This is a genomic window from Amycolatopsis sp. cg13, from assembly GCF_041346965.1.
GTDB lineage: Bacteria > Actinomycetota > Actinomycetes > Mycobacteriales > Pseudonocardiaceae > Amycolatopsis.
Genome location: NZ_CP166848.1, coordinates 3479365 through 3494767 on the forward strand (window position 1 = coordinate 3479365; position 15403 = coordinate 3494767).

Below are 15403 nucleotides of genomic sequence, written 5' to 3' on the forward strand. Positions count from 1 at the left end.
AGTACTCAGTCGTGCTCGGGACCGGTGTGGTACTCGAACACCAGCCCGCCGACCGCGATGAGCAGCGCCACGAGCGCCATCACGAGGAGCCAGATGTGGAAGAACGCGAGGGCGAGGCCGGCGAGACCGGCGCACGCGGCCAGCGCGACCGGCCAGTAGCTGCCCGGGCTGAAGAAGCCCAGCTCGCCGGCGCCGTCGCTGATCTCGGCGTCCTCGCGGTCCTCCGGACGCTCTTCGATCCGGCGGGACACGAACTGCATGTAGCTGCCGGCGAGGAACGCCAGGCCGCCGGTCAGGAACAGCGCGACGATGCCGACCGGCTCAGCCTTCTGGTCGGTGGTGAAGAGCGCGGTCATGACCCAGTAGACGGCGGTCATGAGGACGGCAAACCCCGCCACCATGTAGAAAATCCGGGCTTCGACCTTCATGGGATTGGTCCCCTGCTCCTTCTGGTTCGCCGTCAGTTGGACGCGGTGCGCGCGGTGCGGTCGGTGTTGAACGGCTTCGTGGTCACCGCGTACGGGCTGCACAGCTCGCCGCAGTTCATCGAAGCCAGTGCCTCGGACGCGGTGTTCGGCTTGCCGGTCTTCGGGTTCGTCGCGGCGCGCAGCTTGAGGTACTGGTCGAACTTGTCCGGGGACAAGGCGCGCACCTCGAAGTTCATCACCGAATGGTACGTCCCGCACAGCTCGGCGCAGCGGCCGACGAACGATCCTTCACGGTCGATCGAGTTCTGGAACGAGCTGTCCTGGTTGTTCTTCTCCGGGTCCGGCATGACGTCGCGCTTGAAGTTGAACTCCGGGACCCAGAACGAGTGGATGACGTCCGTCGAGCGGAGCCGGTACTCGATGGTCTTGTTCGTCGGCAGCACGAGCAGCGGGATCTCGCCGGAGGAGCCGACGGTGCTCACCTGGGTGCCGTCGGCGCGCTTGGCGTTCTCGCCCTCGTACTTGAACTCCCAGTTCCACTGGAAGGCGATCACGTCGACGACGACGTCCGGGTTCGGCTTCTTGTCGAGGACCTTGCTCTCGGTCGTCGCGGTGAAGAAGAACAGCACGCAGACCATGATCGTCGGGAGGACGACCGTGAAGATCTCCAGCGGGATGTTGTACTGGAACTGCCGCGGGAGGTCCTCGGGGCCTTCGGCGGCCGCGCCCTTCTTCTTGCGGTGGAAGATCGCGGTCCAGAAGATCAGGGCCCACACGATCGCGCCGACGACCAGCGCGGCGACGACCGTCCACGTCCAGAGGGTGCGCATCTGGTCGGCCTGCGGCGTGACGCCCTTGGGCCAGCCGAAGCGGAGGATCTCGTCTCCCGAGCAGCCCGTCGCGGTCAGCGCCACCAGCACGGCCAGCGCGGCGACACGCCCGACCCGCTTACCCACCGGGGTGCGCTCTGGTTTTCCCACTGCGCCCTGCCCTTTCACCCAACAGGCCCTCTCACACCGGGCCTTCTTCGACCGATCTTCGTGACAGGCGGAGCCTAGCCGAGTTGGCCGCTCCCGCTGACCAAGGGGTGACCAGTTGCGCCGCGCGTCACCCGCATTCCCGGCGAGGCGCCCCGCCCCGGCATACTGGGCCCTTCCCCGGACCGGCCCGACCCTGAGGTGTGTGAGTACACGTGTGCGGCCTGCTTGGACTGATCTGCGCGACCGAAAACGACGCCGCGGACGCCCGCGCGAGCGTCGGCGCGGCGATGCGCTGCCAGCGCCATCGCGGCCCTGACGAGCAGGACACCTGGGCCGATGCCGAGGTCGTGTACGGCTTCAACCGGCTCGCCTTCATCGACGTCGACCACGCGCACCAGCCGCTGGTGTGGGGTCCGCCGGAGGCGCCGGGCCGGTACACGCTGAACTTCAACGGCGAGATCTACAACTACCGCGAGCTGCGCGATGAGCTGGCCGAAAAATTCGGTGCGAAATTCGCCACTGAAGGCGACGGCGAGGCGATCGTCGCGGCATATCACTACCTCGGCGACAAAGCGGTCGAAAAGCTGCGCGGCATGTTCGCGTTCCTGATCTGGGATTCGGCCGAAAAGGTGGTTTTCGGCGCGCGCGACCCGTTCGGCATCAAGCCGCTCTACTACAGCGCCGGCCCGAAGGGCACCGCGTTCTCCAGTGAGAAGAAGAGCCTGCTGGAGCTGTCGGACACGCTCGGCGTGGCGCAGGAGCTGGACCGCAAGGCCCTGCAGCACTACCTGGTCCTGCAGTACGTGCCGGAGCCGGAGTCGCTGCACACCGCGATCCGCCGCGTCGAATCCGGCACGTCGTTCCGGCTCTCGCCGGGCGGGAAGACCGAGTTCACCCGGTACTTCCACCCGAAGTTCGCCGCGAAGCCGGTGAACGGCCAGGCCGAGGCCGACGCACTGTACGAGCGCATCGCCGATGTGATGCGCGACTCGGTCGGCAAGCACATGATCTCCGACCCGGACGTCACCGTCGGCGCGTTCCTCTCCGGCGGCATCGACTCCACCGCGACCGCGACGCTCGCCAAGGAGCACAACCCGAACCTCATCGCGTTCACCACCGGGTTCGAGCGCGAGGGCTACTCCGAGGTGGACGTCGCCGCGGAATCGGCCGCCGCGATCGGCGTGAAGCACGTGGTCCGCACGGTGTCGGCGGACGAGATGATGGAAGCGCTGCCGCTCATCGTCTGGTACCTGGACGACCCGGTCGCCGACCCGGCGCTGGTCCCGCTGTGGTTCATCGCCCGCGAGGCGCGCAAGCACGTGAAGGCCGTGCTGTCCGGCGAAGGCGCGGACGAACTTTTCGGCGGCTACACGATCTACGGCGAGCCGATTTCGCTGGCCCCGTTCGAGAAAATCCCCGGCGGCGTACGCAAGCTGCTGGGCAAGGTGTCCACGAAGATCCCCGAAGGCACCCGCGGCAAGGACCTCCTGCGCCGCGGCGCGCTTCCGCTGGAAGACCGCTACTACGGCAACGCCCGCAACTTCCGCGACGAGCAGCTGCGCGCGGTGCTGCGGACGTACGAGGAAGGCGTCGGCTTCAAGGACGTCACCGCCCCTTGGTACGACGTGTCCCGCGGCTGGGACCCGGTGGCCCGGATGCAGCACGTGGATCTCTACACCTGGCTGCGCGGCGACATCCTGGTCAAGGCGGACAAGGTCACCATGGCGAACTCGCTGGAGCTGCGGGTGCCGTTCCTGGACGCCGAGGTGTTCAAGGTCGCCGCCTCGATCCCGCTGGACCAGAAACTCGCCCACGGCACCACGAAGTACGCGCTGCGCCAAGCTCTGGCGAAGATCATCCCCGGCCACGTGCTGAACCGGAAGAAGCTCGGTTTCCCGGTGCCCATCCGCCTGTGGCTGCGCAACGAGATGTACGACTGGGCCCGCGGCATCATCAACGACTCGAAGACTGATGAGCTCCTGGACAAGAACGCCGTGCTGCGCCTGCTCGACGAGCACAAGGAAGGCCAACTGGACCGCAGCCGCCAACTGTGGGCCCTGCTGGTCTTCATGCTGTGGCACGGCATCTTCGTGGAACACCGCATCAAGCCGGAAATCCCAGAACCGGTCTACCCAGTCAAGCTCTAAGACGGACGTGAGGGGAACCCTGAGGGAATCTGATTCCCTCAGGGTTCCCCTCACGTACCTAAAACCGCAGCAAGCGCACCCAACTCGAGGCGCACCCAGCCCCTCCCCCGCACCCCGATACGAAGCGTCCCTGCGGTCTGGGGGTGCTTGTCAAGGCATCTTTCCCGCCTTGACAAGCACCCCCAGACCGTCAGCACACTCACGCTTCGGGGTGCCCCACGCAACAAACGGGCGCAATGTCGCCGCCAGGCGACGAGCAGCCCCCTCAACCAGGCAAAACCGCCGAAATCTCCTCAGCGGCCTCAGGCCCGAACGCCTCGCTCAACCGCGTCAACGCCTCCCCGCGCTCGAGAGTCCACTCCTGCGTCCCCACAGTCTCCAAAACCAGCACAGCGATCAAACACCCCAACTGCGCAGCCCGCTCCAAACTGAGCCCGCCATCAACCGCGGCAAGAAACCCAGCCCGGAACCCATCCCCAACCCCCGTAGGGTCAGCCTTCCCCCGCTCCGGCACCGCCCCAATCTGCAAGGCAGTCCCATCGCGCCCAACGATCTCCACGCCCTTCTCCCCCAGCGTGGTAATCCTCAGCCCAACCCGCTCCAGCACATCCGCTTCAGTCCACCCAGTCTTCTGCAGCAACAACTCCCACTCGTAGTCGTTGCTGAACAGATACTTGGCCCCCGCCACAAACGCCCGCACCTGCGCCCCGTCCATCCGAGCCAGCTGCTGCGAGGGATCAACCGCGAACGTGTACCCGCGCTGACGGCACTCCTGAGCATGCCGAACCATGCCCTCAGGATCGTCCGGACTGATCAACACCAGCCCAAGCCCGCCGACCCGGTCCGAAATCGGCCCCATCTCGATATTCCGGGACTCGGCCATCGCCCCCGCGTAGAATGTCGCGATCTGGCACATGTCCTCATCGGTGGTGCACACGAAGCGCGCGGTGTGCGCGACCTCGGACACCAGCACGCCGGAGGTGTCCACGCCGTGCCGCTGCAGCCACGACTGGTAGTCCGCCCAGTCCTGGCCCACGGCTCCGACGAGCACCGGCTCCACGCCGAGCACGCCGAGGCCGAACGCGATGTTCGCGCCGATGCCGCCCCGGCGCACGACGAGGTCGTCGGCGAGGAAGCTCAACGACACCCGGTGCAGCTGCTCGGCGACGAGCTGCTCGGCGAACCTCCCCGGGAAGTGCATCAGATGGTCTGTCGCGATGCTGCCCGACACGGCGATCCTGGGCTTGTCTGCCACCGGTTCTCCTCACGAGGTGGATGAGCTGTCTTTTCGCGCCCTGACGCAAGTTACCCGCTGGTCATGACCCTTCCGGGTAGTTTCCGCGCCACGTTCCGACACTACCGGCCGGTACTCATTTCCCGTTCGAGTCCGGCTGAATAGCGTGGCATTCGTGAACCTCGCGACCGAACCGGAAACGATCGGCGACCTGATCGCCGACTGCGCCCATCTCCCGTCCGCGCTGCGCCCCGGGCAAGCCGCCGACCAGGCCCGGCTGCCCCAGCCGAGGGCCGCGCGGCCGTGGACGGTCGACGACGCCTGCCACGCCCAGGTCGCCGACCTCGACGCGTACGTCTGATCCAGCGAACCTCCGCGGCGGGCGAACGCGCCGCGGCCGAAACGAACAACGGGCCCCGGCGCGGATGCGCCGGGGCCCGTTTGTCGGTTCTGGGCTCAGTGGAAGCTGTCGCCGCAGGCGCAGGAACCCGTGGCGTTCGGGTTGTCGATCGTGAAGCCCTGCTTCTCGATGGTGTCGACGAAGTCGATCACGGCCTCGGACACGTACGGTGCGCTCATCCGGTCCACGGCGACCTGGAGGCCGTCGAAGTCGCGGAACAGGTCGCCGTCGAGCGTGCGCTCGTCGAAGAACAGCTGGTAGCGCAGGCCAGCACAGCCGCCGGGCTGCACGGCGATGCGCAGGTGCATGTCGTCGCGGCCCTCCTGTTCGAGCAGCGCCTTCGCCTTGGCGGCCGCGGCGTCGGTCAACGTCACGCCGTGGGTCTCCTCGGCGGTCTCGGCCGCAGCCGCACCGGTCTGCTCAGCGGTCGTCATGGCACTCCCTCTTTGGTCGAACTCGCTGCGGGTACATCTCGTGTCCTACTTACAACACGGGACTCGCCCGATCTGTTCCCCTCCATCGTCGCATATGGAACGACCTGGTGAACAAAGCCGTGACGCCTGCAATACCCTGGTGAGGTGAGGTTCCTGCGCCGAAGCACCACTGACCCCGCCGCCGACGACTCCGCGGCCGAGGCCGCCGCTGTCGATTCCCCGGTCACGAGCAAGTCGTACACGCCGGGAAAGGGCAAGGCCACGCCGAAGCGGCGCGAGGCCGAGGGGCGCAAGCGCGGGCCGGTCGCGGCGCCGCCCACCTCCATGCGCGAGGCGATGAAGCGCAACAAGGAGCTGCGCAAGGCCAACCCGGTCAGCAAGGAAGACCGCAAGGAAGCCGCCCGCGTCCGCCGCGAGCGGATGATGTCAGGCGACGACAAGTACCTGCCGCCGCGCGACAAGGGCCCGGTCAAGGCGTACGTCCGCGACCTGGTCGACTCCCGGCGCAACATCCTCGGCCTGTTCATGCCGCTGGCGATTCTGGTGTTCCTCGCACTGCTGGTCCCCGCGCCGGCGGTGCAGCAGTACATCACCCTGGTCTGCATGGCGATGCTGCTGGTCATGGCCATCGAGGGCTTCGTGAACGGCCGCAAGATCTCGAAGCTGGTCAAGGAACGCTTCCCGAAGGAACCGGCGACGGCCACGCGGGGCGTCGGCTGGTACGCGTTCGTGCGGGCGAGCCAGATCCGCAAGCTGCGGGTTCCGAAGCCGCGGCTGAAGGCCGGGGACCCGATCCCGAACTGAGCCGTGCGGCACACAGGTCGTTAGCCTGGCGAACGAAACGTTTACCCTGTGGGCATGGAGTTTCGACGTCTCGGCCGCAGCGGCCTCAACATCAGTGAGATCTCCTACGGCAACTGGCTGACCCACGGGTCCCAGGTCGAGGAGGACCAGGCGCAGGCCTGCATCAAGGCGGCGCTCGACGCCGGCATCACGACCTTCGACACGGCTGACGTCTACGCCAACACCGCCGCGGAGTCGGTGCTCGGACGCGGCCTGAAGGGCCAGCGCCGGGAGAGCCTGGAGATCTTCACCAAGGTCTTCTGGCCCACCGGTCCGAAGGGCCCGAACGACAAGGGCCTCTCGCGCAAGCACATCATCGAATCGGCGAACGCGTCGCTCCAGCGGCTCGGCACCGACTACGTCGACCTCTACCAGGCGCACCGCTTCGACCGCACGGTGCCGCTGGAAGAGACGATGCAGGCGTTCGCCGACCTGGTCCGCCAGGGCAAGGCGCTCTACATCGGCGTCTCGGAGTGGAACGCCGAGCAGATCTCGCGCGGCGCGGCGCTCGCCCGCGAGCTGAAGATCCCGTTCGTGTCGAACCAGCCGCAGTACTCGATGCTGTGGCGGGTCATCGAATCGCAGGTCGTGCCCGCTTCCGAGCGGGAGGGCCTGAGCCAGATCGTCTGGTCGCCGGTGGCCCAGGGCGTGCTGACCGGCAAGTACAAGGTCGGCCAGCCGCTGCCCGCCGGTTCGCGCGCGACCGACGAGAACGGCGGCGCGAACATGGTCAAGCGCTTCCTCGACGAGAAGACCCTCACCGCGGTCGCGAAGCTGGAGCCGCTGGCGGCCGACGCCGGGCTGTCGATGGCACAGTTGGCCGTCGCGTGGGTGCTGCAGAATCCGAACGTCGCGTCGGCGATCATCGGGGCCTCGCGGCCGGAGCAGGTCTACGACAACGTCAAGGCAGCGGGCGTCAAGCTCGAGCCGGAGCTGCTGACCGCGATCGACGAGGCGCTCGGCGACGTCGTCGTCAGCGACCCGGCGCTCACCGTCGCCCCCTGATCACCGCAGCAGGAACCGCTCCGCCACCGCGAGGTCGTGCGGATAGGTGATCTTCACGTTCTCCGCGCTGCCGGGCACCCACCGCACCGGCAGCGCGGAGAACCGCTCCATGCACGAAGCCGTGTCCGTGCCGAGAAACCCTTCCGCGGCGGCCTGCTCGTAAGCGGCCAGCAGCGGTTGTGCCCGGAAACCCTGCGGGGTCTGCACCCGGATCGCGCCCGGCAGCGGGCCCGCCACCTTGTCCGGTCCGGCCATCGAGACCACGTCGTCCGCGGCCAGGCCCGGCACCGCTCCCCCGTCTTCCCGGGTCCGCTCCAGCACCGCGGAGATCAGCTCCGGCGTAACCAACGGGCGGGCGCCGTCGTGCAGCAGCACGGAATCCACTGTCCCGTCGGCGATCCGCGGCGCGAGATGGCGCAGCGCGTTCAGTTCGGAGGCCTGCCGGGTCGGGCCGCCGGGCACGATCTCCACCGGGACGGACAGCTCGGCCAGCACTTCCTCGGCCAGCGACGCGTCCTCGGGCCGGATCACCAGCACCAGCACGCCGATCCCGGCCGCCGCGGCGAACGCGTCCAGCGACCACGCCACCACGCGCCTGCCCGCCACCGGCAGGTAGACCTTGTTCAGCGCGGCCCCGACCCGGGTCCCCGCACCACTGGCCAGCACGACCCCGGCCGCCGTCGATTCCCGCACGCCGACCGACCCTAAGGGCCCCGCCCCGGCGGCGGTAGGTTGGGCGCCGGGACGCCCAGCGGCGAAAGGAAACCTGGCTGTGGACACCGGCGAAACGGGCATCGAGTTCGGCGAGATCGAACCGCCGAGCGACCAGGCCCGGTCGGGCGCGATCGCGCTGCACGACAAGCTCGTCAAACCCGCGGGCTCGCTCGGCAGGCTGGAAGAGCTGGGCGTGTGGATCTCCTCGTGCCAGGGCCAGGCCCCGCCGCGGCCGTTCACCCGGCCGCGCGTCGTCGTGTTCGCCGGAGATCACGGCATCGCGAAGAAGGGCGTCTCGGCGTATCCGCGGGAGGTCACGTCGCAGCTCGTCGGCACCATGCTGACCGGCGGCGCGGCGATCAACGTGCTCGCCGCGGCGGCGGGCGCGGGCGTGCGCGTGGTCGACATGGCCGTGGACACCGAGGAATCCGCGATGCGGTCGATCGGCGAGTTCAAGGTGCGCCGCGGTTCCGGCTCGATCGACGTCGAGGACGCGCTCACCGACGCCGAAGTCCGCGCGGCGGTCAACGCCGGCCGCAAGATCGCCGACGCGGAGGTCGACGGCGGCGCGGACCTGCTGATCGCGGGCGACCTGGGCATCGGCAACAGCACCCCGGCGTCGGTGCTGGTCGCGGCGCTGACCGGCAGCGAGCCGGTCGCCGTGGTCGGCCGGGGCTCGGGCATCGACGACAACACCTGGATGCGCAAGGCCGCCGCGGTGCGCGACGCGCTGCGCCGGGCCCGTGCGGTGCTGGCGGACCCGCTCGCGCTGCTGCGGACGTCCTCGGGCGCCGATATCGCCGCGATGACGGGATTTCTCGCGCAGGCCGCAGTTCGCCGCACGCCGGTGGTGCTCGACGGCCTGGTGGTCTGCTCCGCCGCGCTCGTCGCCGAAGAACTCGCGCCGGGCGCACGCCGCTGGTGGATGTCCGGGCAGCTCACCGGCGAGCCTGCGCACGCCCTCGCGTTGGAGCAGCTGGACCTCGGCGCGCTGCTCGACCTCGACGTCCGCCTCGGCGAAGGCACCGGCGCGGTGACCGCGCTGCCACTGCTGATGATGGCCAGCCGCGTGCTCGCGGAAATGACCACGCACGAGCAATCCGGCGTCTCCGGCCCGCTCTCGTCCTGAAAAGCCGTGAGGGGAACCCTGAGGGAATCTGATTCCCTCAGGGTTCCCCTCACGGACAGCTAGCGCGTCAGCTGAGCGGGATCATCCAGCCCGCGGGGGCCGGACGGGTGCCCTCCTGGATCCCGACGAGCTGCTCGCGCAGGCTCATCGTGACCGAGCCCGGCTTCCCGCCGGAGATCGAGAACTCGCCGCCGCCGTGCTTCACGTGGCCGACCGGCGTGATGACCGCCGCCGTGCCGCACGCGAACACCTCGGTCAGCTCGCCCGAGGCGGCCGCCTTCTCCCACTCGTCGGTGGAGATCCGGCGCTCCTCGACCTTGTGCCCGGCGTCCTTCGCCAGCTGCAGCAACGACTTCCGGGTGACGCCCGGCAGCAGCGAACCGGTCAGCTCCGGCGTGACCACGCGGACGTCGTCGCCCGAGCCGAAGACGAAGAACAGGTTCATCCCGCCCATCTCCTCGACCCAGCGGCGCTCGACCGCGTCCAGCCACACCACCTGGTCGCAGCCCTTTTCGACGGCCTGCGCCTGCGCCACGAAGGACGCCGCGTAGTTGCCGGCGCACTTCGCCGCGCCGGTGCCGCCGGGGGCCGCGCGCACGTATTCAGTGGACAGCCACACGCTGACCGGCTTCACGCCGCCGCTGAAGTACGAGCCGGCCGGCGAGGCGATCACGGCGAAGACGTACTCGTCGGCCGGGCTGTTCACGCCGAGGCCCGCCGAGGTGGAGATCATGAACGGGCGCAGGTACAGGGAATCGCCCTCGCGGGTCGGCACCCAGCGCTCGTCGACGGCGATCAGCTCGCGCAGCGAGTCGACGAAGGTCTCCACCGGCAGCTGCGGCATCGCGAGCCGCTCGGCGGATTCGCGGAACCGCTGTGCGTTGGCGTCCGGCCGGAACGCGGCGATCGTGCCGTCCGGCTGCCGGTAGGCCTTGAGGCCCTCGAAGATCGCCTGCCCGTAGTGCAGCACGGACGTGGCCGGGTCGAGGGTAAACGGTTCGTACGGCCCGACCTTGGCGTCGTGCCAGCCCTTTTCGGTGCTGTAGCGCACGGTGACCATGTGGTCGGTGAAGTGCGTGCCGAACCCCGGCTTGGCAAGTACCTCGGCGACGCGTTCAGCACTCGCGGGGCTCGGGTTCGGAACGTGAGTGAACTGCGTCGCTGTCGTCATGCTTAGACAATAACGCTTGGTCGGAAGCACGTTAGTCGGAAGTCCTGTGGTTTTACTCGCCGCACTGCCCCGCGCTCGCTGCGTCACCCCACTACGATGGACGGCGTGAGCACTCAACCAGCACGCCAAGCCGGGCCGGGAGCCGGGCCGGACGTCAAGACCTTCGGCACCGCGGCCCTGCTGACCTTCGGCGCCGGAATGCTCGGGATGGTCGGCTGGGGCCTGCTTTCCAGCGGGTTCGGCTTCTTCCTCGGCCTGGTCGTCGCCGGGTTCGGCATCTACTGGTGGAAGAACCTGCACGGACAGGTGATCTCCAGGAACGTGCCGACCAAATCGGTGGTGATCCTGCTCGTCGTCAACATCGTGCTGTTCATCTCGCTGGTCCTGCTGGCCCAGTAAGTCAGAGCCCGGCGGGCAACTCCGGAGCGGGCCAGCCCGGGTCCGGGCGGAAATCGGTGTGCGTGCCATCGAACGGATACGCGCCCCGCTCGGCCAGCGCGCCCATCCGCTCGCCCTCCGCACGCAACTGCTCAAGTTCAGCGGTGGTCAGCCGCCCTGCCTCGACGGCCGCCTCAGCCTCGTCCTCGTCTTTCCACTTCCAGCCCGCGCCCGGCGTCACGACCAGGTCGAGAATGCCGTCGATCCGATCCGGACCGGTTTCGGTGCGCCCGCGCGGGATTTCGAGATTCACGTACCAGTCGCGGAAGCGTCCGTCCGCCTCGAAAAACCACCACACCGACGACCAGGCGCCGTCGGGAATCAGCCGCAGCGTCGAGGTGCCGTGCCAGACGTCCGGCACCCGCACGCGCGGCTCGCGAAATCGTTGCTCCAGCGGCGCTTCCCGCAGCGACCGGCCGTCCGCGAGCCTGCTGCCGACGATCGGCGTGCCGAGCGGGAGCCAGCCGAGCAGCGTCTCGCCGTCGTCGGAGAGCACGCGCAGCGGATGATGCTGGCCGATGCTGCCGTCCGGGCGGACGAAACGTTCGACGACTGTCTGTCCCGGCGCCCAGCGGTGCTCAGTCATGGACGCCACGGTAGCGACGAATCCGCACCCGCAGCAGCACTTCGGCGACCGCGCCGAGCCCGGCCGCGAGCAGCACCGCGAACAACGGAACGAACGCCGCGGCGGCCGCTGCCAGCAGTGCGCCGACCGCGACCGGAGCCCCGCCGGACGGCGCAAACCGCTGTCGCGCACCGACGAAAGTCGTGAATGCAGCGGGAAGAGTGGCCAGCACTGCGATCACCGTGAGCAACGGCTGGAGCTGTCCGGCGTCCGCGGCGGAGAGCAGGTCCCGCATCGCCGTCCCGGACAACCCGAGCCGAACCGGACCCAGCTGGAAGAGCGTGACCGCGGTGACGATCACCGCGACGAGGCCCAGAACGATCGCACGTCCGGTGCTTCGTTCCCCTGGTTCCGGAATCAGGAACGGCAGCAGGAACAACGCCGCGACGACGATCGCGGCCGCGTTCGGCGTCCCGAATCCGCCCGTTTGCGATACCGGGGCGACCGCGAGACACATCGCCGCCAGCACCGCCGCCGCGACCAGCAGCACGCCCACTACCCACTTGACCAGCAGATCCGGCAACCGGAGCCCGGCGACGTCCGCCGCGGCGACGAACACCACCAGCGCGGCGGCGGCGTATCCGGGCCGCAGCGGGAACACGTATGCGCCGAAGGCCTGTGCGAGCACGACAATCTGTGTCAGCCGGGATAATCCGCCGACGATCCGGGCGGCCGGATCGTCGCCGAGCGCGGGCAGCCGGGAGACCGCCACCGCGGCCAGCGCGGCGAGCAAGACCCCGGCGAGCAGCCAAAATCCGGCCCCGGCCGCTCCTGCCGCCAGCGTCACGAGGAGTGCTCCCGCGAGCCGCACCGCGATCCCCCTTCCCCCGTCCGGATGGCTTTGTCATTAGCATGGCTCACGATCGACCGGGCAGAACGCCCGGCGCCACCGCGACGTCGCGAGGAGCCAGAAGTGACCGTGCCGAAGCTTGCCCTCTCCGAGAACACGGGTGCGGCATTGGGCAAGACCCGCGCCGACGTCGTCGTGATCGGCACCCTCCAGGGCGAGGACGGCCTCGCGCTCGCCGCCGGCTCCGAGGTCGCCGACGCGGCGTTCGACGGCAAGCTCGCCGAGGTGCTGGGCACGCTCGGCGCGTCCGGCAAGGCCGAGGAGATCGTGAAGCTGCCGACGCTGGGCAAGCTGCCCGCGGGCGTCGTGCTGGCCGTCGGCCTCGGCAAGGCGAAGGACGGGGAAATCACCGCCGAGCAGGTGCGCCGCGCGGCCGGTGCCGCGGCCCGCGCGCTGAGCGGCACCGAGCGGGCGTTCGTCACGCTGTCGGCCGTCGACCTGCACGCCGCCGCCGAAGGCATCGCGCTGGGCGCGTACGTCTTCACCGAGTACCGCTCGGAGAAGGGCGACGCCCCGCTGGCGAAGGCCGACCTGGTCAGCCCGGCCGAGGGCACCGCGCGCGAGCACAAGGCCACCGTCAAGGCGGCCGGGTTCATCGCCGAGTCGGTGATCATCGCCCGCGACCTGATCAACACCCCGCCGAACGACCTCTTCCCGGCGTCCTTCGCCGACCGCGCGAAGAAGCTGGCCGAGGCGAACGGCCTCGAGTTCGAGGCGCTCGACGAGAAGGTCCTCAAGCGCAAGGGCTTCGGCGGCATCCTCGGCGTCGGCGGCGGTTCGTCGCGGCCGCCGCGCCTGCTGCGGGTCAGCTGGAAGCCGGCGAAGGCGAGCAAGAAGGTCGCGCTGGTCGGCAAGGGCATCACCTTCGACTCGGGCGGCATCTCGCTCAAGCCCGCCGCCAACATGGACCACATGACCTCCGACATGTCGGGCGCGGCAGCCGTGCTCGCGTCGGTCGTGCTGGCCGCGAAGCTGAAGTACCCGCTCGAGGTCACCGCGCACATCCCGCTCGCGGAGAACCTGCCCTCGGCCACCTCCTACCGCCCCGGCGACGTCCTCACCATGTACGGCGGCAAGACCGTCGAGGTGCTCAACACCGACGCCGAGGGCCGGCTGGTGCTGGCCGACGCGATCGTGCGCGCCGCCGAAGAGAACCCGGACTACCTGATCGAGACCGCCACGCTGACCGGCGCGCAGGTGGTCGCGCTGGGCAACCGGATCTCCGGCGTGATGGGCTCGGACGAGTTCCGCGACCGCGTCGCGGGCATCATGCAGGCCACCGGCGAAGGCGGCTGGGCGATGCCGCTGCCCGACGAACTGCGCGGCGACCTCGACTCGCGGCTCGCGGACATCGCGAACGTCACCGGCCAGCGATGGGCGGGCATGCTCGTCGCGGGCGTCTTCCTGCGCGAGTTCGTGCCCGCGGACCTGCCGTGGGTGCACCTGGACGTCGCGGGCCCGGCCTTCAACTCCGGCGGCCCGTGGGGCTACACCGGCAAGGGCGGCACCGGCGTCCCGGTCCGCACCATCGCCGCGGTGCTGGCGGACATCGCCGACCAGGGCTGACCCTTTTGCCCGGAGGCCCCGCACCACACCCGGTGCGGGGCCTCCGTCGTGTCCGCGGCTTTGTGGCACGCTCGCGTTCATGCAGCGCGACGACTACCTCGAGACCGCCGTCCGCGACGTACTCACCGCCGACGAGGCCGCCGCTGACCGCCGGATCGGCCACGCCGCACTCCTCCTGGCGACCGCAGGCGCGTCCGATGCCGCGGATCGCCTTGTCACGCAATGGCACGCGGTGACCGGCCGCCCGACGTCCGCCCTCGCCGACGACGCGGTGCGCGCCCGCGCCTGGGCAATGCTCTTCGAGGCGCGCGGCGGCCGTCCACAATGGGCAGACGCCCTCGTCCCCCTAGACCTGGACGCGGAAGAGCAAGCCCACCAAGCACTTCTCGCCCGTCGAGCGTCCGATTTGGACGGTCTCTTCGACGGCTCGCCCGTCGCCGGCGTCGTCTCCGCGCTCGCCCCGGAACAACCGGATCCAGTGCGCGACGCACTGGCCGCCGCCGACCTCGACACGTGGGCCGCACTCGTGGAAACCCACCCGACCCCAGACGTCGCGACGCTAGCCGCCACCCGCCCGCTCGCCGCCCGACTGGTCGCGGGCGCGGATCCGCTCGGCCTAGGCACGGAGTGGCCGGACCAATGCGCGGGCGCACTGATCGCCGCACTGCGTGAACGCCATCCGACCGGCCCGGGCACGCTCCCGGAACTGATCGCGGCGATCCTCCGGTTGCGCGGGCAACGCGCCCCCGCGCCAGCGTCGCCGACCGACCTCGCCGCGACCGAAGAACGCCTCGGCTTCCGCCTGCCCGACGACTACCGGGAATTCCTGGCAATCGCGGACGGACTGCCCGCAGACGTCGTGTTCCCGCGCCTGCTGCCCGCCCGCGAACTCCGCGCCGACGGCACCGTCGTGATCGTCTCCGACCCCGCGACAATCCTGCTCACCCACACCGGCGAAAGCTGGCGAACGGTCGAAGTGGACCTCACCTACGGCAGCACCGCGCACGACTCGTTCCGCGCACTGCTGGAACACCACCACCGGCTACTGGAAGCGAGCGCCTGACTCACCCACCCACTGAAGTCCGTGCGGGGAACCCTCACGTACCCAGATTCCCTCAGGGTTCCCCTCACGACCCGTCGCAGGCCGTGAGGGACCCCTTCACGGAATCAGATTCCCTCAATGAGCCCTTCACGGACCGCCCGCCCCGCCGCGACGCGCCCCAATGCGGCATTGGGTGCGTCGCATGCACCCAACGCGGCATTCGGTGCGTCACATGCACCCAACGCCACATTGGGGCGCTAGCCCAAGCCCACCGCGAACCGCACCGATGCACCCAACGATCGAGGCACCCACACCGCCCCCAACCCCGATCCGAAGCCGCCCTGCGGTTCGGGGGTGCTTGTCAAGGCATCTTTCCCGCCTTGACAAGCACCCCCGA

General features: G+C 69.4%; 16 protein-coding genes. 8 read left to right on the top strand and 8 right to left on the bottom strand.

Translation table 11 applies throughout. The annotated features are described in order from the left end of the window. Positions 1 to 5 precede the first annotated feature (5 nt). Both AB5I40_RS15800 and AB5I40_RS15805 read right to left on the bottom strand, forming a co-directional pair. Positions 6 to 428, bottom strand: coding sequence for a cytochrome c oxidase subunit 4 (locus tag AB5I40_RS15800; protein ID WP_370939250.1), 423 nt, complete (start codon positions 426 to 428; stop codon positions 6 to 8). A 32-nt stretch (positions 429 to 460) separates the two neighbouring features. Beyond that, positions 461 to 1408 (bottom strand): cytochrome c oxidase subunit II, encoded by a 948-nt coding sequence (locus AB5I40_RS15805; protein ID WP_370939252.1) that lies wholly within the window; start codon positions 1406 to 1408, stop codon positions 461 to 463. 212 nt (positions 1409 to 1620) lie between these two features. On the opposite strand from AB5I40_RS15805, the gene asnB reads away from it, so the two are divergent. Then, positions 1621 to 3555: an asparagine synthase (glutamine-hydrolyzing) gene (gene asnB, locus AB5I40_RS15810; protein WP_370939253.1), complete on the top strand. Its 1935-nt coding sequence runs from the start codon at positions 1621 to 1623 to the stop codon at positions 3553 to 3555. Positions 3556 to 3820: 265 nt separating this feature from the next. Here the strand turns inward: asnB and AB5I40_RS15815 are convergent, their stop codons facing one another. Further along, complete coding sequence (locus AB5I40_RS15815) at positions 3821 to 4810, bottom strand: carbohydrate kinase family protein (protein ID WP_370939254.1); 990 nt, start codon at positions 4808 to 4810, stop codon at positions 3821 to 3823. A 154-nt stretch (positions 4811 to 4964) separates the two neighbouring features. On the opposite strand from AB5I40_RS15815, the gene AB5I40_RS15820 reads away from it, so the two are divergent. Then, on the top strand, positions 4965 to 5150 hold the full coding sequence (locus AB5I40_RS15820; RefSeq protein ID WP_370939255.1) for a hypothetical protein: 186 nt from the start codon (positions 4965 to 4967) through the stop codon (positions 5148 to 5150). Positions 5151 to 5245: 95 nt separating this feature from the next. On the opposite strand, the gene AB5I40_RS15825 is transcribed toward AB5I40_RS15820, so the two are convergent. Further along, positions 5246 to 5623, bottom strand: coding sequence for an iron-sulfur cluster assembly accessory protein (locus tag AB5I40_RS15825; protein WP_037809530.1), 378 nt, complete (start codon positions 5621 to 5623; stop codon positions 5246 to 5248). A gap of 144 nt (positions 5624 to 5767) precedes the next feature. Here AB5I40_RS15825 and AB5I40_RS15830 point away from each other — a divergent pair, with 144 nt between their 5' ends. Continuing rightward, positions 5768 to 6427: a DUF3043 domain-containing protein gene (locus tag AB5I40_RS15830; RefSeq protein WP_370939256.1), complete on the top strand. Its 660-nt coding sequence runs from the start codon at positions 5768 to 5770 to the stop codon at positions 6425 to 6427. 54 nt (positions 6428 to 6481) lie between these two features. Then, positions 6482 to 7471: an aldo/keto reductase family protein gene (locus AB5I40_RS15835; protein ID WP_370939257.1), complete on the top strand. Its 990-nt coding sequence runs from the start codon at positions 6482 to 6484 to the stop codon at positions 7469 to 7471. Here AB5I40_RS15835 and AB5I40_RS15840 read toward each other — a convergent pair whose 3' ends face one another. Then, a complete protein-coding gene (locus AB5I40_RS15840) occupies positions 7472 to 8164 on the bottom strand; it encodes a 2-C-methyl-D-erythritol 4-phosphate cytidylyltransferase (protein ID WP_237598604.1) in 693 nt (230 codons plus the stop codon). Between the two features lie 79 nt (positions 8165 to 8243). Between AB5I40_RS15840 and cobT the strand changes: the two genes are divergently transcribed. Continuing rightward, entirely contained in the window at positions 8244 to 9314 is a 1071-nt protein-coding gene (gene cobT, locus AB5I40_RS15845; RefSeq protein WP_370939258.1) for a nicotinate-nucleotide--dimethylbenzimidazole phosphoribosyltransferase, read from the top strand. Between the two features lie 67 nt (positions 9315 to 9381). On the opposite strand, the gene AB5I40_RS15850 is transcribed toward cobT, so the two are convergent. Further along, a complete protein-coding gene (locus AB5I40_RS15850) occupies positions 9382 to 10485 on the bottom strand; it encodes a branched-chain amino acid aminotransferase (RefSeq protein WP_370939259.1) in 1104 nt (367 codons plus the stop codon). Positions 10486 to 10581: 96 nt separating this feature from the next. Here AB5I40_RS15850 and AB5I40_RS15855 point away from each other — a divergent pair, with 96 nt between their 5' ends. After that, a complete protein-coding gene (locus AB5I40_RS15855) occupies positions 10582 to 10884 on the top strand; it encodes a hypothetical protein (RefSeq protein WP_370939260.1) in 303 nt (100 codons plus the stop codon). A gap of 1 nt (position 10885) precedes the next feature. On the opposite strand, the gene AB5I40_RS15860 is transcribed toward AB5I40_RS15855, so the two are convergent. Both AB5I40_RS15860 and AB5I40_RS15865 read right to left on the bottom strand, forming a co-directional pair. Further along, a complete protein-coding gene (locus tag AB5I40_RS15860) occupies positions 10886 to 11509 on the bottom strand; it encodes a DUF402 domain-containing protein (protein WP_370939261.1) in 624 nt (207 codons plus the stop codon). After that, on the bottom strand, positions 11502 to 12359 hold the full coding sequence (locus AB5I40_RS15865) for a sulfatase (RefSeq protein ID WP_370939262.1): 858 nt from the start codon (positions 12357 to 12359) through the stop codon (positions 11502 to 11504). Before AB5I40_RS15865 ends, AB5I40_RS15860 begins: the two co-directional genes overlap by 8 nt. Positions 12360 to 12461: 102 nt before the next feature. Here AB5I40_RS15865 and AB5I40_RS15870 point away from each other — a divergent pair, with 102 nt between their 5' ends. Next, positions 12462 to 13964, top strand: a complete 1503-nt coding sequence (locus tag AB5I40_RS15870; protein ID WP_370939263.1) for a leucyl aminopeptidase — start codon at positions 12462 to 12464, stop codon at positions 13962 to 13964. A 79-nt stretch (positions 13965 to 14043) separates the two neighbouring features. Then, positions 14044 to 15027 carry an SMI1/KNR4 family protein gene (locus AB5I40_RS15875; protein WP_370939264.1) on the top strand — a complete coding sequence of 328 codons (984 nt, stop codon included), beginning with the start codon at positions 14044 to 14046 and terminating at the stop codon, positions 15025 to 15027. The last annotated feature ends 376 nt before the right edge of the window (positions 15028 to 15403 follow it).

Bases quoted from the DNA above. Each gene is read 5' to 3' on its own strand.
- AB5I40_RS15850 (WP_370939259.1), bottom strand. From the start codon at position 10,485: ATGACGACAGCGACGCAGTTCACTCACGTTCCGAACCCGAGCCCCGCG.
- AB5I40_RS15825 (WP_037809530.1), bottom strand. From the start codon at position 5,623: ATGACGACCGCTGAGCAGACCGGTGCGGCTGCGGCCGAGACCGCCGAG.
- AB5I40_RS15875 (WP_370939264.1), top strand. From the start codon at position 14,044: ATGCAGCGCGACGACTACCTCGAGACCGCCGTCCGCGACGTACTCACC.
- AB5I40_RS15855 (WP_370939260.1), top strand. From the start codon at position 10,582: ATGGACGGCGTGAGCACTCAACCAGCACGCCAAGCCGGGCCGGGAGCC.
- AB5I40_RS15835 (WP_370939257.1), top strand. From the start codon at position 6,482: ATGGAGTTTCGACGTCTCGGCCGCAGCGGCCTCAACATCAGTGAGATC.
- AB5I40_RS15860 (WP_370939261.1), bottom strand. From the start codon at position 11,509: ATGACTGAGCACCGCTGGGCGCCGGGACAGACAGTCGTCGAACGTTTC.
- AB5I40_RS15800 (WP_370939250.1), bottom strand. From the start codon at position 428: ATGAAGGTCGAAGCCCGGATTTTCTACATGGTGGCGGGGTTTGCCGTC.